The sequence below is a fragment of the Gracilibacillus halotolerans genome, from assembly GCF_014206945.1.
Classification (GTDB): domain Bacteria; phylum Bacillota; class Bacilli; order Bacillales; family Amphibacillaceae; genus Gracilibacillus; species Gracilibacillus halotolerans.
In genome coordinates, this window is record NZ_JACHON010000006.1 from 46196 (window position 1) to 67659 (window position 21464).

At 35.1% G+C, this 21464-nt stretch carries 25 protein-coding genes and 2 pseudogenes; 24 read left to right on the plus strand and 3 right to left on the minus strand.

The features are described from left to right. Positions 1-13: 13 nt before the first annotated feature. The 14 genes from GGQ92_RS08490 (at position 14) to rpsI (ending at position 8132) form a co-directional block, all read left to right on the plus strand. A complete protein-coding gene (locus GGQ92_RS08490; protein ID WP_184247121.1) occupies positions 14-664 on the plus strand; it encodes an adenylate kinase in 651 nt (216 codons plus the stop codon). A gap of 73 nt (positions 665-737) precedes the next feature. Next, positions 738-1064, plus strand: a complete 327-nt coding sequence (locus GGQ92_RS08495) for a KOW domain-containing RNA-binding protein (protein ID WP_184247124.1) — start codon at positions 738-740, stop codon at positions 1062-1064. Further along, on the plus strand, positions 1051-1269 hold the full coding sequence (gene infA / locus GGQ92_RS08500) for a translation initiation factor IF-1 (RefSeq protein ID WP_184247127.1): 219 nt from the start codon (positions 1051-1053) through the stop codon (positions 1267-1269). Before GGQ92_RS08495 ends, infA begins: the two co-directional genes overlap by 14 nt. Before the next feature lie 31 nt (positions 1270-1300). Further along, positions 1301-1414: a 50S ribosomal protein L36 gene (gene rpmJ, locus GGQ92_RS08505; RefSeq protein WP_003156543.1), complete on the plus strand. Its 114-nt coding sequence runs from the start codon at positions 1301-1303 to the stop codon at positions 1412-1414. Between the two features lie 21 nt (positions 1415-1435). After that, positions 1436-1801 carry a 30S ribosomal protein S13 gene (gene rpsM, locus GGQ92_RS08510; RefSeq protein WP_184247130.1) on the plus strand — a complete coding sequence of 122 codons (366 nt, stop codon included), beginning with the start codon at positions 1436-1438 and terminating at the stop codon, positions 1799-1801. Positions 1802-1816: 15 nt separating this feature from the next. Next, entirely contained in the window at positions 1817-2206 is a 390-nt protein-coding gene (gene rpsK / locus GGQ92_RS08515) for a 30S ribosomal protein S11 (RefSeq protein ID WP_184247133.1), read from the plus strand. A gap of 183 nt (positions 2207-2389) precedes the next feature. Beyond that, positions 2390-3334 carry a DNA-directed RNA polymerase subunit alpha gene (locus GGQ92_RS08520; RefSeq protein ID WP_184247135.1) on the plus strand — a complete coding sequence of 315 codons (945 nt, stop codon included), beginning with the start codon at positions 2390-2392 and terminating at the stop codon, positions 3332-3334. A gap of 32 nt (positions 3335-3366) precedes the next feature. After that, positions 3367-3720: a 50S ribosomal protein L17 gene (gene rplQ / locus GGQ92_RS08525; protein ID WP_184247138.1), complete on the plus strand. Its 354-nt coding sequence runs from the start codon at positions 3367-3369 to the stop codon at positions 3718-3720. Between the two features lie 166 nt (positions 3721-3886). Further along, a complete protein-coding gene (locus GGQ92_RS08530; RefSeq protein ID WP_184247141.1) occupies positions 3887-4717 on the plus strand; it encodes an energy-coupling factor transporter ATPase in 831 nt (276 codons plus the stop codon). Next, positions 4693-5559: an energy-coupling factor transporter ATPase gene (locus tag GGQ92_RS08535; protein WP_184247143.1), complete on the plus strand. Its 867-nt coding sequence runs from the start codon at positions 4693-4695 to the stop codon at positions 5557-5559. Before GGQ92_RS08530 ends, GGQ92_RS08535 begins: the two co-directional genes overlap by 25 nt. Further along, on the plus strand, positions 5556-6353 hold the full coding sequence (locus GGQ92_RS08540) for an energy-coupling factor transporter transmembrane component T family protein (RefSeq protein WP_184247146.1): 798 nt from the start codon (positions 5556-5558) through the stop codon (positions 6351-6353). The genes GGQ92_RS08535 and GGQ92_RS08540 overlap by 4 nt, the downstream gene beginning before the upstream one ends. 10 nt (positions 6354-6363) lie before the next feature. Beyond that, positions 6364-7101 carry a tRNA pseudouridine(38-40) synthase TruA gene (gene truA, locus GGQ92_RS08545; protein WP_184247149.1) on the plus strand — a complete coding sequence of 246 codons (738 nt, stop codon included), beginning with the start codon at positions 6364-6366 and terminating at the stop codon, positions 7099-7101. 180 nt (positions 7102-7281) lie between these two features. Next, a complete protein-coding gene (gene rplM / locus GGQ92_RS08550) occupies positions 7282-7719 on the plus strand; it encodes a 50S ribosomal protein L13 (protein ID WP_184247152.1) in 438 nt (145 codons plus the stop codon). A gap of 20 nt (positions 7720-7739) precedes the next feature. Next, positions 7740-8132, plus strand: coding sequence for a 30S ribosomal protein S9 (gene rpsI / locus GGQ92_RS08555; protein WP_184247155.1), 393 nt, complete (start codon positions 7740-7742; stop codon positions 8130-8132). 68 nt (positions 8133-8200) lie between these two features. Here rpsI and GGQ92_RS08560 read toward each other — a convergent pair whose 3' ends face one another. Continuing rightward, positions 8201-9115, minus strand: a complete 915-nt coding sequence (locus tag GGQ92_RS08560; protein WP_246384263.1) for a tyrosine-type recombinase/integrase — start codon at positions 9113-9115, stop codon at positions 8201-8203. Positions 9116-9243: 128 nt separating this feature from the next. On the opposite strand from GGQ92_RS08560, the gene GGQ92_RS08565 reads away from it, so the two are divergent. After that, positions 9244-9609, plus strand: a complete 366-nt coding sequence (locus GGQ92_RS08565; RefSeq protein ID WP_184247161.1) for a DUF6262 family protein — start codon at positions 9244-9246, stop codon at positions 9607-9609. A gap of 129 nt (positions 9610-9738) precedes the next feature. Here GGQ92_RS08565 and GGQ92_RS08570 read toward each other — a convergent pair whose 3' ends face one another. Both GGQ92_RS08570 and GGQ92_RS08575 read right to left on the minus strand, forming a co-directional pair. After that, positions 9739-10068, minus strand: coding sequence for a tRNA-binding protein (locus tag GGQ92_RS08570; protein WP_184247164.1), 330 nt, complete (start codon positions 10066-10068; stop codon positions 9739-9741). 33 nt (positions 10069-10101) lie between these two features. Continuing rightward, positions 10102-11013, minus strand: coding sequence for a DMT family transporter (locus tag GGQ92_RS08575; protein ID WP_184247167.1), 912 nt, complete (start codon positions 11011-11013; stop codon positions 10102-10104). 376 nt (positions 11014-11389) lie between these two features. On the opposite strand from GGQ92_RS08575, the pseudogene GGQ92_RS08580 reads away from it, so the two are divergent. The 9 genes and pseudogenes from GGQ92_RS08580 to manA all read left to right on the plus strand — a co-directional run. Further along, positions 11390-11533 (plus strand): annotated as a pseudogene (locus GGQ92_RS08580) (JAB domain-containing protein); the annotation flags it as partial. A gap of 146 nt (positions 11534-11679) precedes the next feature. Beyond that, a complete protein-coding gene (locus tag GGQ92_RS08585; protein ID WP_184247170.1) occupies positions 11680-12426 on the plus strand; it encodes an N-6 DNA methylase in 747 nt (248 codons plus the stop codon). After that, positions 12419-16762, plus strand: a complete 4344-nt coding sequence (locus tag GGQ92_RS08590) for an Eco57I restriction-modification methylase domain-containing protein (RefSeq protein WP_184247173.1) — start codon at positions 12419-12421, stop codon at positions 16760-16762. The genes GGQ92_RS08585 and GGQ92_RS08590 overlap by 8 nt, the downstream gene beginning before the upstream one ends. 390 nt (positions 16763-17152) lie before the next feature. Beyond that, positions 17153-17464: a hypothetical protein gene (locus GGQ92_RS08595; RefSeq protein ID WP_184247176.1), complete on the plus strand. Its 312-nt coding sequence runs from the start codon at positions 17153-17155 to the stop codon at positions 17462-17464. A gap of 238 nt (positions 17465-17702) precedes the next feature. Next, positions 17703-17909: pseudogene (locus tag GGQ92_RS08600) on the plus strand (helix-turn-helix transcriptional regulator). A 62-nt stretch (positions 17910-17971) separates the two neighbouring features. Then, on the plus strand, positions 17972-18214 hold the full coding sequence (locus tag GGQ92_RS08605) for a hypothetical protein (protein ID WP_184247179.1): 243 nt from the start codon (positions 17972-17974) through the stop codon (positions 18212-18214). 320 nt (positions 18215-18534) lie between these two features. Further along, positions 18535-19449 (plus strand): class I SAM-dependent methyltransferase, encoded by a 915-nt coding sequence (locus tag GGQ92_RS08610; RefSeq protein ID WP_184247182.1) that lies wholly within the window; start codon positions 18535-18537, stop codon positions 19447-19449. A gap of 229 nt (positions 19450-19678) precedes the next feature. Continuing rightward, positions 19679-20251: a GNAT family N-acetyltransferase gene (locus tag GGQ92_RS08615; protein ID WP_184247185.1), complete on the plus strand. Its 573-nt coding sequence runs from the start codon at positions 19679-19681 to the stop codon at positions 20249-20251. Positions 20252-20420: 169 nt separating this feature from the next. Beyond that, entirely contained in the window at positions 20421-21377 is a 957-nt protein-coding gene (gene manA, locus GGQ92_RS08620) for a mannose-6-phosphate isomerase, class I (protein WP_184247187.1), read from the plus strand. Positions 21378-21464 lie beyond the last annotated feature (87 nt).

Genomic DNA, 21464 nt, shown 5'->3' on the forward strand with positions numbered 1-21464 from the left:
GAGGGGAAAGTCATTGAACTTAATCCTAATGGGTCTTCCTGGTGCTGGTAAAGGTACGCAGGCAGACAAAATTGTTGAGAACTATAACATCCCTCATATTTCTACAGGAGATATGTTCCGATTAGCTATCAAAGAAGGTACTGAACTTGGACAAAAAGCAAAATCATTTATGGATGAAGGAGCACTAGTTCCTGATGAAGTAACCATTGGTATTGTTAGAGAAAGATTGTCCAAAGAAGACTGTAATAATGGTTTCTTGCTTGACGGTTTTCCAAGAACACTTGCTCAAGCAGAAGCATTAGATAGCCTGTTAACAAGTATGGGAAGAAAAATCGACTATGTACTACACATCGATGTAGACCAAAACGTTTTAGTTGAAAGACTGTCTGGTAGACGCATTTGTCCTAAGTGTGGAACAGCATATCACGTACTGTTTAATCCTCCCCAAGAGGAAGGCATATGTGATAAAGATGGCGAAGCACTTATCCAACGTGAGGATGACAAAGCAGAAACAGTTAAAAAACGACTAGAAGTAAATGTAGAACAAACACAACCAATGTTAGATTTTTATGGTCAAAAGGGAGATCTTGTAACCATCAATGGAGAGCAAGATATTCAAAACGTGTTTGAGGACATTAACAAGAAACTGACAGAAATCTCTTAAATGATAAACTGTTAGATAGGGAAGCAGATACTAGAAGTAGTAGAACTTGATACCTAAGTGAAGGTGATGATGGTTGAGCGAAACGGACAGTATTCCCGAATTTGGCCAAGTTGTTCAAATCCTACAAGGACGGGACACTGGAAAATATGCTATTGTTATCGGAATGATTGACAGTCGTTATGTATTATTGGCGGATGGAGATAAACGTAAATATGATCGTCCAAAGAAGAAAAACATTCAACATGTCTCATGTATGAATTATGTATCTCCTGAAGTGAAGAATAGCCTACTCGAAACAGGGCGCGTAACTAATGGTAAATTGCGCTACGCAATTTCCAAGTTTGTCGATGAAATGATGGCAGATTTGCAGAAGGGAGACCAGCTCGATGGCGAAAGATGATGCAATTGAAGTAGAAGGTACAGTAATGGAAACATTACCGAACGCAATGTTTAAAGTCGAACTAGAGAATGGTCATACCGTACTGGCACACGTATCCGGTAAGATTCGTATGAATTTTATCCGTATATTGCCAGGCGACAAAGTAACGGTTGAACTTTCTCCATATGATTTAACTAGAGGGCGCATTACGTACCGTTATAAATAAAATACTCCGATACCAGAGGAGGTAATGGAAGATGAAGGTAAGACCATCTGTAAAACCGATTTGCGAGAAATGTAAAGTTATTCGTCGTAAAGGAAAAGTAATGGTAATTTGCGAGAATCCGAAACATAAACAAAAACAAGGATAAAAAAGGAGGTGCATCACGTCCATGGCACGTATTTCAGGTGTTGATATCCCGCGTGATAAACGCGTAGTTATCTCTTTAACATATATTTATGGCATTGGTAAAACCACTGCACAAAAAGTTCTAGCAGAAGCTGGAGTAAACCAAGATACCCGTGTTCGCGATTTAACAGAGGAAGAACTAGGTAAAATCCGCCAAGCAATTGATGGAGTTACTGTAGAAGGTGATCTTCGTAGAGAAGTATCTCTAAACATTAAACGTCTAATTGAGATTGGATCTTATCGTGGAATTCGCCACCGTAGAGGTTTACCTGTACGCGGTCAGAATACGAAAAACAACTCAAGAACACGTAAAGGTCCACGTAAAACAATGGCTAACAAGAAGAAATAAAGGAGGTTATGAATAATGGCACGTAAACAAACAACTCGTAAGCGTAGAGTGAAAAAGAATGTCGAGGTTGGAATCGCCCATATCCGTTCAACATTCAATAACACAATCGTTACTATTACGGATGTTCAAGGGAATGTAATCAGCTGGAGCAGTGCTGGTGCATTAGGTTTTAAAGGTTCTCGTAAGTCTACTCCTTTTGCGGCACAAATGGCAGCAGAAGCAGCTGGTAAAACAGCTCAAGACAACGGAATGAAAACTCTTGAAGTTACAGTTAAAGGTCCAGGAGCTGGACGTGAAGCTGCAATCCGTTCTCTTCAAGCAGCAGGTCTAGAAGTAACAGCTATTCGTGATGTAACACCAGTTCCTCATAATGGCTGTCGCCCACCAAAACGTCGTCGAGTATAAGCAATTGGTATATAATTTGTTAATCTGTCTATAATGGTTTATGATAGCTTCATATAGCAATGTAGACCGTGAAAAACATGGATTCGACAGTGCATAGTGCAGAACGGGAACTGCCTGCCTGGGGAATTTCGGTTAGACCGGTGTCTAACCGGGGTTTCGACGTTTTTAAGGAGGGGTTAATGGATGATCGAAATTGAAAAACCAAAAATTGAAACAGTAGAAATCAGTGATGATGCCACATATGGCAAATTCATCGTAGAGCCACTAGAGCGTGGATATGGTACTACACTAGGAAACTCCTTGCGTCGTATACTATTATCCTCACTTCCAGGTGCTGCTGTAACATCTGTACAAATTGAAGGAGCTTTACACGAATTCTCAACGATAGATGGTGTCGTGGAAGACGTAACGACGATCATTCTTAATTTAAAGAAACTTGCACTAAGAATATATTCGGATGATGAAAAAGTTCTTGAAGTAGATGTTCAGGGAGAAGGGAAAGTTACGGCCGCAGATATTATCTTTGATAGTGATGTCGAAATTTTAAACCCAGAACTCCATATTGCAACTCTCGATACAAATGGACATTTAAAGATGCGTATAACAGCACAACGAGGTAGAGGGTATCGACCAGCTGATGTGAATAATCATGAAGACCGTCCAATTGGTGTCATCCCGGTTGACTCTATCTTCACACCTGTATCAAAGGTAACCTATCAAGTAGAAAGTACACGCATTGGGCAGGACGCTAACTTTGATAAGCTTACTTTTGATGTGGAAACAGATGGTAGTATACGACCTGAAGAGGCTGTATCATTAGGAGCCAAGATCTATACAGAGCATTTAGATATCTTTGTTAGTTTAACAGAGGAAGCTAAAAATGCTGAAATAATGATCGAAAAAGAAGAAGATCAAAAAGAAAAAGTTCTCGAAATGACAATCGAAGAACTTGACTTGTCTGTCCGATCTTATAACTGTCTGAAGCGTGCAGGTATTAACACGGTTCAGGAGTTAAGTCAGAAGTCTGAAGAAGACATGATGAAAGTTCGAAACCTGGGACGTAAATCTCTAGAAGAAGTAAAACATAAACTGGATGATCTTGGTTTGGGTTTACGAAACGATGATTAAGACCGGCATCAAGAGTGAAGGAGGGAATAAACGTGGCTAGAAAATTAGGACGTACGACAGATCAACGTAAAGCTTTGCTTCGTGGTTTAGCAACAGACTTAATTATCCATGAACGTTTAGAAACAACGGAAGCAAAAGCAAAAGAATTAAAATCCGTAGTAGAAAAAATGATTACTCTCGGTAAACGCGGTGATCTTCATGCTCGCCGTCAAGCAGCAGCTTTCCTGTATAAAGCAGAAGCGAATGAAAACGAAGATGCTGTGCAGAAATTATTTAACGACATCGCTGCTCGGTATGAAGACCGCCAAGGTGGCTATACTAGAGTGCTTAAATTAGGCCCACGCCGTGGTGATGGTGCTGAAATGGCGATTATCGAGCTTGTATAATCCTATAAAACGCAAACGAAGGGCGGGAAGCTGATCTCAAATTGAGGTGCATCCAAGCCCTTTTTTTGCATCCAAGTATTGCTGTTGACGTATAATTTTTTTCAATAATATTAGATACCAGTTTTTATTACCCGGGAAATACATACTAAGGGGAAATCCTGTATTTATGATAAAATTTCAAGATGTTTCTTTCCGATATCGTGATACCGATGCATGGGTCATTGATTCTTTGAATTTAACTATAAAGGAAAATCAAAAAGTAGCTATTATAGGGAAAAATGGTTCAGGAAAATCAACAATAGCGAAATTAATTAGTGGCCTGTTATTACATGAGTTAGGGCATATTTATGTAGAAAACGACCAGTTAACACCAGAGAATCTTTTAGACATCAGAAAGAAGATAGGCATGGTATTTCAAAATCCTGAAAACCAATTTGTCGGCATGACAGTTAAAGAAGATATTGCGTTTGGACTCGAAAATCGAGGCGTTAAGAGAGAAGTAATGCTTGAAAAAATCGTCGATATCTTAGAGCAGGTTAGTATGCTTGAGTATATTGACAGGGAGCCACAACATCTTTCTGGTGGCCAAAAACAACGGATTGCTATCGCTAGCGCTATGGTATTAGAGCCGAAGATACTCATCTTGGATGAAGCAACTTCTATGTTGGACCCAGTGGGGAGAAAAGAAATGATGTCGCTAGTCGAAACTCTACATAACCGCAAACCGTTTACGTTATTAATGATTACCCATGAGCTAAATGAAGCGATACTTGCCGATCGAATTATTGTAATCGAAAAAGGAAAGGTTGTACTGGATGGCACTCCTCGAGAGCTTTTCACTCATCATAACCATGCACTTGATGAGCTAGGATTTCCAGCACCTTATACGATTCAGCTTGCAAAGGGACTTGAGAAAAACGGTTTTTCTTTAGAACCTTTTCCTTTGGATCAAGAGGAGTTGATTTCAGCATTATGGAAATTACATTTAAAGAGGTAAGCTATACCTATTATCCGAATACTCCATATGAGAAAAAAGCGTTACACAATGTTAGTTTCCATATTCCATCTGGAGCATTTGTTGTTATTGTAGGAGCTACAGGTTCTGGAAAATCAACCTTGCTCCAACATATGAATGGTTTGTTACAGCCAAGTAGTGGGAAGGTCTCTATTGGTGACTATCAGCTACCCATCACTTCAAAGAAGGTTTCATTAAAGGAGCTAAGAAAAAGGGTTGGTATTGCTTTCCAATTTCCTGAGCATCAACTTTTTGACGAAACCGTGAGAGAAGATATCCTATTTGGACCAAAAAACTTCGGCATACCAGAAAAGGACATGGAGCACCGTCTACAAGAGGTAATTCATCTTGTTGGTCTAGATGAAGAGCTAATCGAAAGATCCCCGTTTGAGCTAAGTGGTGGCCAAATGAGAAAGGTTGCGATTGCGGGTGTACTAGCGTCTAAACCTGACGTTCTCGTTTTAGATGAGCCAACAGCAGGCTTAGATCCTATTTCTCGCGTTGAGATGATGGAACTTTTTTCATCTCTTCATCGATTAGAGAATATCACGACAATCTTAGTTACACATCATATGGAGGACGCATTAAAGTACGCAGACTATATGATTGTCTTATCCAACGGGAGAATACATTCTAAAGGTAAACCAGTAGATATTTTTAATAACCAAGATGCTCTAAAAGAGGTCCAACTATTGTTGCCAGAAAGTATTGACATGTTTCATAAACTAAATCAAACATTTGATTTAAATCTTTCTTATCGCGGTCAATCCCCATTTGATTTAGCGAAAGAAATTATATCTAGTTTAGGGGAAGATTCATCATGAAGTCGTGGTTAGTAATAGGACAATACTTACCAGGAAATTCATTCATTCACCGATTAGATCCACGAACAAAATTAATTATTATATTTAGCTTTGTTTGTGTACTTTTTTTTGCTAATCACTGGACAGGCTATCTATTATTTACCACATTCACGATAGTATCGATTGTCTTGTCGAAAGTAAGCGTGCCTTTTCTACTTAAAGGGATTACACCTGTTTGGTTTTTCATCGTATTAACTTTTTTCCTGCATATCCTCATTACAAAAGAAGGTGAGATACTGTGGGAGCTTGGATGGTTTCAAGTTTACGAAGCAGGTCTTCAAAGAAGTATCGAAATATCATGGCGTTTGTTGATATTAGTTGTCTTCACTTCACTTTTGACTTTAACAACAGCACCGATGGAGATAACGGATGCTTTAGAGTCATTGCTCGGCCCACTAAAAAGATGGAACCTTCCGATTCATGAGCTAGCTTTAATGATGTCTATATCATTACGCTTTATCCCTACATTAATGGATGAAACAGAGAGAATCTCCAAAGCTCAAGCGTCTCGAGGGGTTGACTTAAAGTCTGGTACTTTAAAAGATAGAATGTATGCTTTTATTCCTTTATTAATTCCACTTTTTATTGGAGCATTTAAACGGGCAGAAGACCTCGCAACTGCAATGGAAGTTAGGGGATATCAGGGCGGCGAAGGTAGAACAAAATTACGAGCATTGCAGTTCTCTAATTTAGACATCATAGCTGCAATCGGGTATGTAATCGTACTTATTCTTTTTATTTATATAAGACAGTGAGGGAAGCTTCATGCGTATGAAAATGGTCATTAGCTATGACGGTACGAATTTCTCTGGTTATCAAATACAACCAGGAAAAAGAACGATACAAGGAGAAATTGAAAAAGCTCTTGGGAAAATGCATAAAATAGATAAGGTACCTGTCATTGCCTCAGGACGGACGGATAGTGGTGTCCATGCAATCGGTCAGGTAATTCATTTTGATACGCAGCTACAAATTGAGCCTAGCAATTGGTTACGAGCACTAACATCCTTACTCCCCTCAGATATTCAGATTATCGACATAGGAAAGGTCGATGATCATTTTCATGCGAGATATGATGCAAAATCGAAAGAATACCGTTATGTTATCTTTCATAGAGAGCAACCAGATATATTTAAACGACATTATGCCTATTGGGTAGCAGAAAGCCTGGATATTGATAAGATGAAGCAGGCGTTAACATATATAGAGGGTAAACACGACTTTACATCGTTTTGTGCAGCAAATAGCGGTGTTAAAGGCGATAAAATTCGGACGGTTTTACAAGCAGCTCTTGAGGAACAAGGTGATGAAATAATCTTTACGATCAGAGGCGATGGTTTTTTATATAATATGGTTCGTATCATCGTAGGTACTGTTGTGGAAGTGGGTAAAGGGAAAAGAGACCCGGAAGAAATACTTAATATTTTGAGAGCGAAAAACCGGAAAGTAGCTGGAAAAACAGCTCCAGCTCATGGCCTGTTTTTATGGAATGTTCAATATTGAACTGCTAACGAAAAACAACTGAAAAACACTGTCAAACTATTGACTTCGTAGGCTAAATAGTATATTATGAACTATGGCATTTTATTTTCTATACCACGACTAGCCCCGGAAAGTTACTCGTGTTTAGAATATAAATTCGAAAAAAACGTGAATCATTAGAGATTTAGGAGGTTAGCTAACATGCGCACAACTTTCATGGCGAATGAAAATAATATTGAACGCAAATGGTATGTTGTAGATGCAGAAGGACAAACGTTAGGTCGCCTAGCAAGTGAAGTGGCTTCTATCCTTCGCGGAAAACATAAACCAACATATACACCACATGTTGACACTGGTGACAATGTCATCATTATCAATGCGGAAAAAATAGAATTAACAGGTAATAAATTGGCTGATAAAATGTATCACCGTCACTCTAATCACCCAGGTGGATTGAAATCCCGTACTGCAGGTGAAATGCGTGAAAAGTATCCTGAGCAAATGCTTGAACTTACAGTTAAAGGCATGCTACCAAAAGGAAGCCTAGGACGTAAAATGGGCAAAAAACTTCATGTGTATCGTGGAGCAGAACATAAACATGAAGCACAAAAACCAGAAGTATACGAACTTCGCGGTTAATTAAAAGGAGGTAAACTATAGTGGCACAAGTACAATATTACGGTACAGGACGTCGTAAGAAATCTACTGCACGTGTACGTTTAGTCCCTGGTACTGGAAAAATTGTTGTAAACAATCGTGATGGAGAAGATTATTTCCCATATGAAACATTACGTGCGATCATCAAACAACCATTAGCAGCTACAGAAACAGAAGGTAGCTATGATGTATTGGTGAATGTACATGGTGGTGGATTTACAGGACAGGCAGGCGCTATCCGCCATGGTGTAGCTCGTGCATTGTTAGAAGTTGATCCAGAATACCGCACAACACTAAAACGTGCTGGATTCTTAACACGTGACGCAAGAATGAAGGAACGTAAAAAATACGGTCTTAAAGGCGCTCGTCGTGCACCACAGTTCTCAAAACGTTAATCGAAACATTGATATATCAATGTTTACAGAGCTTTTTTGGTTCAAGTTGGTTCAAATTAACTTGAACCTTATAAAGCACTTAACAGATTTAAAGCATCGGCATCTTGCTGGTGCTTTTTTTCTGGCATTAATTCCAGATAATAATTCTGTGTGGTTTGAATATTAATGTGACCTAATCGTTTGGATACATATGCAATATCTATATCTTGAGAAAATAGAAATGATGCATGAGTGTCTCTTAAACCGTGAAACGTTGTCTTTTTAATATCTAATTTCTTCAATAACTCCGCTAATTGTCCCGACTGTTTAAAACCGCCAAAGCTAAAAATATAACCATTCTCTTTAACAGGAATTTTACGAATGAGTTCATATACTTCTTTGTTAATAGAAACATCACGTTTTGCATTTTGTGTCTTTAATGAAGTATCGCCAGAAGTAGGACTAATCGAATGTCTAACTTTGATACCATATTCATAAAGGCTCTCTGGTCTAATCGCTAGTAGTTCTCCACGCCGCATGCCTGTTTCTAATGCAAGTAATACAAGCAAGTTAAACTCGTCCTCTGGATGCTGTATAACGTAATTACGAAGCTTTCTAAAATCGGTGATAGATAATGCTTTATTCCGTTTAGGTGGATTCTCTCCACGTGTTTTTACTAAACGAGCAAAATCATTTGCAATATAGCCACGAGCATATGCATCACGTAAAGATGTTTTTATTTTAAGAAGTACCTCATGTGTTGTCTTTCGAGAATGTGTCTTGGCGTACTCATCAATCTTCTTCTGAACAACAATATCATTTAAATCTTTTAATTGGATATCTTGAAGTAAGTTTCTAATAACCCCCAATGTTCGAACGTAATTTTGAAATGTTGTTTCCTTAACATCATTCCTCTTTACTAGATAAATCCAATTCTCAAAGAAATCTGCAAAAGTTGTAGTTCTATGTGCGAGCTCTTTACCTTCCCCTTTAGCTAATTCCATTTCTAAAGCCCAAAGTTTAGCTTCTTTCTTAGTCGGAAATGTTTTAGTTAGTTTTCTATGCTTTCCATGTCTGTACAAAGAAACCTGTGCTCTATAGGAATTTCATTCGTTAAAGGAGACGAATTAGTATGACTAGAAAGAGTAACACAACTGCTATAATTCAACTTTCAAAAGAGAAGTCTGAGAAAACAAGAATTAGGGTTGAAAAGACAATTTCAGAAATGGCATTGAAAAAAGAGAAGATCAATTTTAATTCCATAGCACAAAAAGCAAATGTCTCAAAGTCATGGCTTTACAAACAAAAAGATATTAGAACTAGGGTGGAGACATTAAGAGGGATGCAGATAAGCGAGTTAACCCCCCGTAAACCTAGTAAAAGCCCTCATTCAGAGGATGTACTAATAAAGACCTTAAAAAACCGTATAAAGACATTAGAAGAAGAGAACAAACAACTAAAAGATCAAGTTCAAAAATTACATGGCAAGTTGTTTTAGCGGAATTGTGGCTCTTAAGATTTGTAACTAAATTCAATAGAAAGTAAAAAACACATGTTAATAGATCAAAAAAAGAACACAAATGAACTATGTCATTTGTGTTCTTGAAATTAACATTCAGACTTAAATTTATCCTAAACGGTCACCTTTTTTAACCTTTTGTTGAGGTTCTATGAGAACAACACCTTGCTCTGAATAAACACCCATAACTAAAACCTCTGAACTAAAATCAGCAACTCTTATCGGAGGAAAGTTGACTACTCCTAATACTTGTTTACCAACTAGTTCATTTAAATCATAACAATCTGTTATTTGAGCACTACTTTGTTTAATTCCTATCTCTTCTCCAAAGTCCACCCATAATTTATAGGCTGGTTTTTTGGCTTTAGAAAAAGCTTCTGCTCTTGTAATTTCTCCAACACGCATATCTAATTTTTGAAAATCGTCGAAAGTTGCCATAGTAATGCCTCCTAAAATTTGTTTTCGCATTATTTATTGAGATAAAGAAAGGTTAGAGTGTTTTTGTTCTTCTTGTCTATCTTTAATAACTAGTAAGACCCCTAAGAGAATTAAAATAGAACCTATCCAAAAGGTAATACTAATCGTTTCACCTAGTATTAACCACCCTAATAATGTTCCAACAATGGGTTGAAAGAAAAAGAAAACTCCCCCACTGGAGGCACTTAGCATTTGTAATCCACGATTCCATAATAGAAATGCAATAGATGTCGATATTACGCCCAAATAAATTAATCCTCCCCAAATGGTTGGATTCGTTAAATCGTTACTGTCAATTTGCGATAATTTCGGTATTACAAAAGGAGTTAAAACGACAAAAGCGATTAAAGTAGCATAGGTCGTAATGACAATTTGCGAATAATCGCTAGGTATACGTTTAATGAGTACAGACATTAATGCCCATGTTAAAGCTGCTATAATAAGTGATATTCCACCAAGCATGCTGGACATATCAATATCATCAATTCCAACGATGGTAATTACACCAATAGTGGCTAAACTAACTGAAATAGCCTTCTTTAAAGTTAAACGTTCTTTAAGGATTAAACTAGCAAACAAAACCATAAAGGCTGGCGTTGTAGATGTTATAATAGCACCCATTTGTGCAGTAGAAAGCATTGTACCTGTTTCTTGCGTAACAATGGAAATGACGTACCCTATAATTGCAATAGCAATTATAATGCCTAAGTGACGCCTTTTAATTCTCCAATTTTGTCTAGTCACCAGCCCAATTATGACTAATGCAACTAGTGCTATTAAATAACGTATCCATACAAGTTCTAAAGGTGGTATGACTGCCACTACTATTTTAACGACAACATACATACCTCCCCAGATACTCGAAGCTAATATTAAATATAAAGAACCAATAAGTGTATTTTTCATTTTTATACCCTCCGTTTTAATTTAGGCTTTATATGCCCTAACGGAGAGAAGTAGCTATCTCTCCATTAAGAACGGGAGAGTACTACTGGTACATCATTTTCGAATAAAGGTGCGTAAAACATAATTGTTCACCCTTTTTTATTATTAAGTAACAGCTTTATATTATCAAGATAGCTAACTACTATCAATAAAAACTCCTTGGATTGTATCAGCAAAATTTCGTATATTTATTATAAGGCTTTATTGTAATAAGAAATGGTCAAACTTTATTTTAAAGCAACACCTGCCTTATTTTTTTGATTTGAATGCGTTAAACACATGTAGTTAAAGTGAGAGGTATGATTTTCTTACGTTTTTAACACATTACTATTGATATGATCCAACACCATCGAAGGAAGATATTAACGTTACAAAGAGATTAGTCGAAGCCGGAAAGTTACTAGGCATTGAAGTACTAGATCACCTAGTGGTAAATAGTGATAACAGTTTTACTAGCCTGAAAGAAAGAGGTTATATTTAAAAGGGAGAAACAACTCCCTTTTTTTCTTCAAGTTTTTTTAAGTACAATTGTATCAAACGAATTTAGCAAAGTACTTTATGATAGAATAGAACTAGATAGAAATGAATAGATAATCGAAAGTACTGACACGAAAGGAGGTACTATGTTTGAAAGAGGAAATTATTAAATCTAAGCTTCGTGTTCAAAAACATGGGGAAGTATTTACCCCTAAAAGAATAGTAAATAAAATGCTGGATATACCGGAGGTAAAAGACGCTTGTGAAAATTTAACAGCAACGTTTTTAGAGCCGGCTGCTGGTGAAGGTGCTTTTTTAGTTGCAATACTAGAGCGAAAGTTAAACATGGTATCTGAGAAATACAATAGAGATTTAACACAATATGAAAATTATTCTTTGCTAGCTCTAACAACACTGTACGGAATTGAATTATTAGAAGATAATGCCCAAACATGTGTGATGAACATGTTTCAACAATATTATGATAAATACAAAGAACAAGTTGAACATCATAATGGAGAATTAAAGGAAAAAGTATTAGATAGTGCAAAGAAAATCATTTCATTAAATGTTGATAATGGTAATTTTTTAACGAGAAAATCGAGAGATGGAAGTCCTTTAGTATTCAGCGAATGGCAACCTATTAATCTGAGGAAAACAACTAAAAATATAAAGATTCAAAGAACTGAATATACATTGGATGAAATATACGGAAGTGTAAAAAAAGAAAATGGTCGAGCGATTAACAGATTAATACAAGAGCCAGTACAACTAGATTTGTTTGACTTTTTGGAAGATGAATCTGAAGAGATAAGTGAAGTTCAAAAAGAAATGCGGTATATACCTGTCAAAATAATCGATGTTTATAAAGAGGAGATGGAGGAAGCCAATGGATAAGACAGTAATTAAGCCTTTTCAGGAAATTAAATATAAAGTGTATGGTTATACCTTACCTGAGGTTCCAAACCACGATGGTTATGTGAAGATAGGTGATACGACACGTGACGCTGTTACGAGAATTTTTGAACAAGTAGGTACAGCTGGTTTAAATCCTAAAATATTGTTTGAAAAACTAGCTCGTAAATCTGATGGAAAATGGTTTCGTGATAAAGATTTACATAAATTTCTTATTCTAAATGGAATAGAGAAACAGAATTTTAATAGTCGTGCTGATGAGTGGTTTTATTTTAATGGAACGCTGGAAAAGGCTGAAGAGTTAACGAATAAGTATATAAATCGTGATTATGATGAAATACAAATTGATGATAAACGTTCTGATTACGTATTAAGAAATGAACAGCAACAAGCAGTAGAAAAAACGTATGAATATTATCAAGGTAAGCAGGAACTCAGAGAGTTTTTGTGGAATGCAAAACCACGTTTTGGGAAAACATTAACAACATATGACTTTATTAGAAACCTTAATGCAAAGAATGTTTTAATTGTAACAAATAGACCAGCGATTGCTAACTCATGGTTTAATGATTTCCAAAAGTTTATTGCCTGGCAAGAGCCACAAATGAAGTTCGTATCGGAAACAGATGCACTAAATGGAAAAGCGATGACTAGAGATCAGTATCTTGAGTTTATTGATACAACTTCTCATGCTAATCCTACGCAAATAGCATTTATTTCATTGCAAGATTTAAAGGGTGCAGAGTTTGCAGGAGGTATGTATAAGAAATTAGAATGGGTAGCAGGATTAAAGTGGGACTTGCTCGTAATTGATGAAGCTCATGAAGGGATAGATACTAGAAGAACTGATATAGCATTTAGCCAATTAAAAAGAGACTTTACTCTACATTTATCAGGTACACCGTTTAAAGCCTTAGCTAAAGGTGATTTTTCTGAAGAACAAATATTTAATTGGTCATATGTAGATGAACAAGAAGCTAAAGAAAATTGGGATTTAACGATTGGTAGCAATCCTTATGAAAGCCTACCTACATTAAATTTGTTTACGTATCAAATGAGTAAAATGGTAGAAGATGAAGTATCGGCAGGGTTAACATTAGAGGAAGAAAATAACGTTGATTATGCATTTGATTTAAATGAATTTTTTAGAGTTAAAGAAAATGGTCGATTTGAATACGAGGAAAGCGTTGTTCGTTTTTTAGATAATCTATCCTCGGGGAAGTTTCCATTTTCTAAAAACCAACATCGTAATGAACTAAACCATACATTTTGGCTACTTCCAAGGGTGAATTCCGCTAAAGCACTAGAAAAATTATTAAACTCTCATCCAATATTCAAAGACTATAAAGTAGTACTTGCAGCAGGAGATGGTGTTAGTTTACATGACGGCGTAGAATCGGAAGCACTTGATTTAAAAGAAAATACAAAAAGCTTTGATAAAGTTAGAAATGCAATTGAGCAAAATGATAAGACGATAACGCTTTCTGTAGGGCAACTGACAACTGGTGTGACGATTCCAGAATGGACAGCTGTATTTATGCTAAATAATATTGAATCACCTAGTTTATACTTTCAAGCTGCATTTAGGTCACAAAATCCTTATGAATATGAAGAAGGTGGTAAACTTTTTAGGAAAGAAAATGCGTATATCTTTGATTTTTCACCAGATCGAACATTAATGCTTTATGATGATTTTGCTAACAATCTATCTAGTGGTAGTTCAAAAACAAGCGAAGAAAGAAAGCGCAAAATAAAGAAGTTATTAAACTTCTTTCCAGTAATTGCTGAAGATGAAGATGGTACAATGCATGAAATAGATGCAAACGAAGTACTGACGATACCTACACGAATTACTTCACGAGAAGTAGTTAAAAGAGGTTTTATGAGTAACTTACTGTTCGCTAATATATCCGGTATTTTTTCAGGTGATTCACCATTTAAAGAAATTCTAGATAAAATACCACCTGAGAAAAATAAAAGATTAGAAAAACCTCGTGAGGTTTCTATTACTGATCCGCATTTAAATGATGAAGGGGAAGTAGAGATACCAAAAGAAGTAGTGTTAGGTAAATCAAAAGAACTTTTTGGAGAAAAAATTTATTCATCAATTGAAGTGGTTGATGAAGTTGTATCATCCTTCGAAGAAGCTGAGGAAAAACAAAAAGAATCCATTAAAAAACTTGCGAAAGATATAACAGCATCATTTTCAGATGGCTTTAATAACTTAAAGGATTCCTTCAAACTGAACAAAGGACAAACCGATAAGCTAAAAGAGTCAGTAAATAATTCAATTGAGGATATTATAACTGAGAAAAGTTTAACACTAAGCAATCAAGTTAAAGAAATAGAGGAAGAATATGCAAAGAAAAAGCAAGAAGCAGAAAAGAAAAATGATGAAACAGAATTAATAGCAGCGACTCAGCAATATGAAGAAGAAAAACAAAAGATAGAAGAGTCTTTTGCCGATGATATTAATAAAGAAGTAGAAAACACAATCAACACTGTTGTCGAAGAACAAATAGAAAAAGTAGAAGAAAAGAAAAAGAAAACAACAGAAGATGATGTTCGAGATCATTTACGAGGATTTGCACGTACAATACCTGCATTCCTAATGGCATACGGGGATGACCAGACTAGATTAGAAAACTTTGAAGAGAATATTGATGAAGCGACCTTTGAAGATATTACGAGTATCACAATTGAAGAGTTCAAGAAGCTTCGCGATGGTTTTGAATATGAGGACGATAATGGCAATAGAAAAGTCATTCATGGTTTATTCAATGAGGTAGTTTTTAATGCCAGTATACGAGAGTTTTTAGATACTAAAAAGCGTTTAGCCAATTATTTTGATGATAGTTTAGAAGAGGATATTTTTGATTATATTCCTCCACAAAAAACGAATCAAATCTTTACACCAAAAAAAGTAGTAAAAGAAATGGTCAATATATTAGAAAAAGAAAATCCAGGAATTTTTTCTGATAAAACAAAGAAATTTGCTGATTTATACGTAAAAAGTGGGTTATTTATTACGGAGATAGTCAAGAAACTAAACGATGGGTTGAAAGAACAAATTCCGGATCAACAAGAACGTATTAAATGGATATTAGAGAATCAAGTATACGCTTGTGCACCAAGTAACATTATATATAATATTGCTAAGAATTTCATTTATAGTGATGTAGTAGATGTTTCAACAAAAAATTTAATAGAAATTGATACAATGAATTTAACTAGTAAGGGAAAATTAAGTACAGATATTTATAAGGCATTTGGAGATGATAATTTGAAATTTGATGTAATTATAGGTAACCCACCTTACCAAGATGAAACAATAGGTGACAATAAAACTTATGCCCCACCAATTTATCATGATTTTTTGGAAGAGTCTTATAAACTGGCCGATAAAGTAATAATGATTCACCCTGCTCGATTTTTGTTTAATGCAGGAAGCACACCGAAATCATGGAATAAGAAAATGTTATCGGATGAACACCTCAGAGTTGTTAATTATTACGATGATAGCTCTAAGGTATTTCCAAATACTGATATAAAAGGCGGAATTGCTATAACGTATAGAGACAAAGAAAAAGTCTTTGGAGCGATCGGAACTTTTACAGTTTATGAGGAATTAAATTCAATTCTAAATAAAGTAACACCTAATACTTCTGAAACTTTTGATAGTCTCATTTCTGGACGAGGAGTTTATAAATTAGCAAAAGCGGCTCATGTGGATTATCCTGAAATTGAAGATATTCAGTCAAAGGGACATAAGAATGATATTGGTTCAGGAGCATTTAGGCTTTTAAAAGATATTATTTTTTACAAAGATAAACCTAAACACGAAGGGGAGTATGTAAAAATTTTAGGTCTTGAAAATAGTAAGCGAACATACTATTGGATGGATAAAAAGTATTTGAATGCCCCAAGCAGTTTTGAAGAGTATAAAGTGATTATACCCCAAGCCAATGGAAATGGAACATTTGGTGAAGTGATAAGCTCGCCATTAGTTTTAGAATCAAATGTTGGTGCTACAGAAACATTTCTTTCAATTGGTGGATTTTCAACTAAATATGAAGCAGAAGCAGCTTTAAAATATATTAAAAGTAAATTTGCAAGAGCAATGTTAGGTGTGTTAAAAATAACTCAAGCTAATACGCGAGATAAGTGGTCGAAAGTTCCTGTGCAAGATTTTACCAATCAATCAGATATTGATTGGTCAAAATCAATATCTCAAATTGATAAACAGCTATATAAAAAGTATAATTTGAGTGAGAAAGAGATTCAATTCATTGAAAGTAAAGTAAAGCCAATGGAATAGGTAGTAAGCTGAACATCGATTCGATTTTTGTGTATTCAACTAGCATCTAAGTGTTTTGGTTCAAATTGGTTCAAGTAATGTCATTTTTAATCCCTATTCATACATTTTTATCCATATAACATTTCCCAAAACGTTGATATAAATGGATTATGATGGATTCAATACACTTATAATTTATCTGTATATTTCTCAAAACGTTAATTTTAAATATAACGAACGCAGACATCAGCATATTGCTGGTGTCTTTTTTTACTGTGATATATATTTAATGAGTTGCCAGAGTATCACGTAAATATGCATCAAGATATTTATTAGAAAATGATAATAAAACTTGTTCAACTAGCGGGACTGAACGGTATTTATCGTTTTTCTAAAAGGGGGAATATTTTAATGGAGAGTAGATTAAGAAAGTTTGGAATATATGGATTATTGTTTGGGTTGGCTATCTCTATTTTGCTTGTCGATTACAAAGAGGTTATTCCTCAAGGAAATGAAGCTTATGAAATTACCTATAAGCCTGTCATTGACTACATTGTACCCATCTTGCGTTTTGGTATCATAGGAATGTTTTTTGGTTTATTTATTGGTTGGAAGAGTTATGAAAGAAGGCATAAAACACAAAAGGAAAAGTCATATTACCTTCCATTCTTCTTTGTAGTTTTTCTTATTTCCATAATTTTAATAATGATCTTTAATTGGTGAGTAAATGTATTGTTTACTAATGGTTAATAATATGAATATCTCGCCAATTCTTATATAACGGGCAAGGATAGTGAAAACAGATTCTACTTATTTATCGATTACTGCATCATTTTTGGTGCGGTTTTTTGTTTAAAAAGAAGGGACTTCTATAAATGAATTATCTAAATACGATGTAAAGGAAGCGTGACTAAAGTAAACTTTACAATATAATGTAATAGAATAGGGGGTGGTGATGAACTTGAAAAATAGATTAAGTGAACATAGAAAGAAGTATGGTTTATCACAGAATAAATTAGCCTAGAAATTAGGTGTTTCAAGGCGGACAATTATTTCGATTGAAAAAGGTAGATACAATCCATCACTTCCGTTGGCGATGATTATTGCTGAGATGTTTCAAACAAATGTAGAAAGTATTTTTATTTTAGAGAGAGAGGATTATAAATAAGTGCTAGATTTTAGGAGGTTATAAAATGATATGAACTCTTAAATTGGTCATCTCTTGCTTATATGGCATTTGCATTTGATCATCTTTATCCGCAATTTAACCAAAAGGATGAACGAGTTGATGCAATTAGACAAAAAGGTATGTATCAATCTATATTTATAGTGTTGGCTATTTTGATTGTATTAATGGTACTGATTCAATTCAATCTACTAATGATAACAACATTAGAACTCATAAGGATTATAATCTCGGTAATAATTGTTACTATTTGGACAAATTGGATTATTTTATCGAATAAAATGTAAAGCCTCTAAATTGCTAATGAGAGCTTTAAATGAATAAACTCCTACAAGACTTTTAATCCACTCTATTTTATACAAAACTGTGAACGAAATGAGCTTGATGTATTCAACTAACGTCCATCATGTAGGTGTAAAATAGATCAAGTCAAATCAATTCTATAATATACATTTGTAAAAGCCTTCTTCTATATCTTCAGAAAATAGAAAAGAGTAGATATTTGACAAAAAAATCATTTTATGCTATAATTTACAATTGAATTTTTGTTGTGTATAATAAGATTCTCCTGGCCAGGAGAATCTTATTTTTTTAGGAGGAAAACGATATGAAACAGGACGAATCCAGTTTAACTTCCTTGGTATCTGCTTTTGGTAGGGCATATCATAGCAAATACGACACACCTAAAATTTTTGATGATTTTATCGCAAAAGATTTAATTTCAAAAGAAGAATTTTCTGCTATAAGTAAAAATATGATTGAAGGCATAGAGTTTTTAAACAAAGAAATTGGAGAGAGATATAAGGGTAAAGAAGAAGAAATTTTGAAATGGATTACACAAGTTCAACTTTCACCGACACCATTAGCACGATCAGCTTATTGCGAAAAGGTGTTACTAAATGAAGTTAATTTAGGAGTAGAACAATATGTTATACTCGGTGCTGGACTAGATACTTTTGCATTTCGATACCCAGAGTTGAAAGCCCAATTAAATATATTTGAAATTGATCATCCGGAAACACAAGAATTTAAAAAGAAAAAGATAATGGATGCTAAACTTAACTTCCCAGAAAACCTCCACTTTGTTCCCATGGATTTTACGACTGGTTTTGGTAAACAAAAATTACGAAATAAAGGCTTTGAGAATAAAAGAACATTCTGTTGTTTTTTAGGAGTGTCCTATTATTTAACTAAAGAGGAAAACGAAAGGCTGATTAAAAACTTATTTGATATGATTCCGTCAGGTAGTTCAATAGTTTTTGACTACGCTGACGAAAATCTATTTAAAGAAGATGGACGATTTAATAGAGTTAAAAATATGGTGAAAATGGCCTCAGCAAGTGGGGAGCCAATGAAATCAAGTTTTACTTATAATGAAATGGAAAGTATGCTAGAGAAATCGGGTTTGCTAATTTATGAACATTTATCTCCAGCATTAATCAATGAGACGTTTTTCAAAAACAGAAAAGATTATTTATCTGCTTTTGAAACCATTCATTTTATACACGCTGTAAAAAAGTAAATATACGTTTGAACAGGATTGTTAGCACTCCTAATGAATTAGTAAGAGTTGAAAAATTTAAAGAGTAGCTGAGTCTTTCATTGATAGTTGTACTGCAGAAGTATATTCCTTCCCGTAAAAAATAAGTTTATAAATGATAAACGAAAGGTGTGATGTCTTATGGCGAATAAAATAAATCACGGTATTGGTTTTGTATTCAGTCAAAAGGATAATATGAGGAGATGTTGCATTGAAAGGGAAAGAGGAAAAATTTGATTTAGTTTCTGAGACGAAACGATTGATAATAAGACCACTACAAGAGGCAGATTATGAAAATTGGTTAAATGAATTCAAAAATCGATATCCATCCAAATACCGCCACGACCAAGGTCAATTAGATATGAGTGAATGTACAGCGGAGTGGTTTGAGAATTTAGTGTATAAGCATCAAGAGTTAGCGGTGAGAGATATTGCTTACGTGTTTGGTGTGTTTAGAAAGTCAGATGGCATACATTTAGGTACGGTAGATTTATCAACATTAGCAAGAGATAATTTTTGTTGGGGTAGGATAGGGTACTCCATTCATAACCAATATTGGAGAAAGGGTTACGGTAAAGAGGCTGTAAAAGAAGTATTATATATCGCATTTAACCAATTGAAATTTCACCGTATAGAAGCTCATATCAATGTAGATAATTCTGCATCCATTAAATTAGCAGAGAGTGTTGGGATGGAGTTTGAAGTAATAAGAAAAGGTTTTATTTTTGAGTTTGGAGAATGGACAGATAATATCATTTATTATAAAAATTCTGCTATCTCGTAATGACGGATGAAGAATTTAGAGAGCAGCTATGAAGTGCTAATAGCAAAGAAGAAGCTTTTGAGTTGTTAGATACGATAAGGTAACATGGATTATAATAGGGACAGAAGAGGACGAATGGGTTTTCTTCTGTTTCCTATACATAAATAACGAAGATATAATGGAGGTAGCAATGTACAACGAACCTATTTTACTACAGCCTGTTTTCCAAGAGAGAATTTGGGGTGGACAAAAATTAAAGACACAATTTAATTATGATTTACCATTTGAGCAAACTGGTGAGGCATGGGTAATTTCTGCTCATCCAAATGGGCCAAGCGTCATCAAAAATGGTCCCTTAGCAGGTAAAACGTTATTAGATGCTTGGGAGAATCATGGATCGTTATTTAACAAAAGTAAAGAGAATGAAAATGCTTATCCGTTATTAGTGAAGATCTTAGATGCTGCAGACGACCTATCAGTCCAAGTCCATCCAGATGATCAATTTGCGCGAGAAGTAGAAAAAGTTCCTTATGGAAAGACTGAATGCTGGTATGTCCTCCATGCTGAAGAGGGCGCTGAGCTGATTTTAGGTCATCATGCGGAGACGCAAGAAGAGTTAGATGAAATGATAAATAATGGAGAATGGGATCAACTATTAAGACGTGTTCCGGTAATAGCAGGAGATTTCGTTTACGTTCCGAGTGGTACAGTTCATGCGATTGGTAAGGGAATTGTTATATTAGAAATCCAACAGAGTTCTGATATTACGTATCGTGTGTATGATTATGAACGTACAGATGCAGCAGGAAATAAACGCGAATTACATTTAGACCGAGCAAAACAAGTGACGACGATTCCCCATCAGGATATAACGCTAGACCAAACACAACAAACTAAGAATGGTATGGAGATAAAGAAACTAGTAGAAGAGACGTATTTTTCTGTATATCACTGGACTTTAAATGGTGAAGTTTTTCTAACAAGAGACGGGGACTTTTTACAAGCTAGTGTCATTGGAGGAGCAGCGAAGATAACGATAGATGGGAACCATTTTGAAGTAGAGAAGGGAAGTCATTTTATCATCCCAGCTACGGTGGAAGAATTTATTATATCAGGTAATGCCGAAATAGTAGTCTCTCATAGTTAGAGTGTGATTCTTTAACTGATGCTCTATAAGATAGAATTAAAATCTATCGTATAGAGTATTTTTTTATGTGATTACTCCCCATTAAAT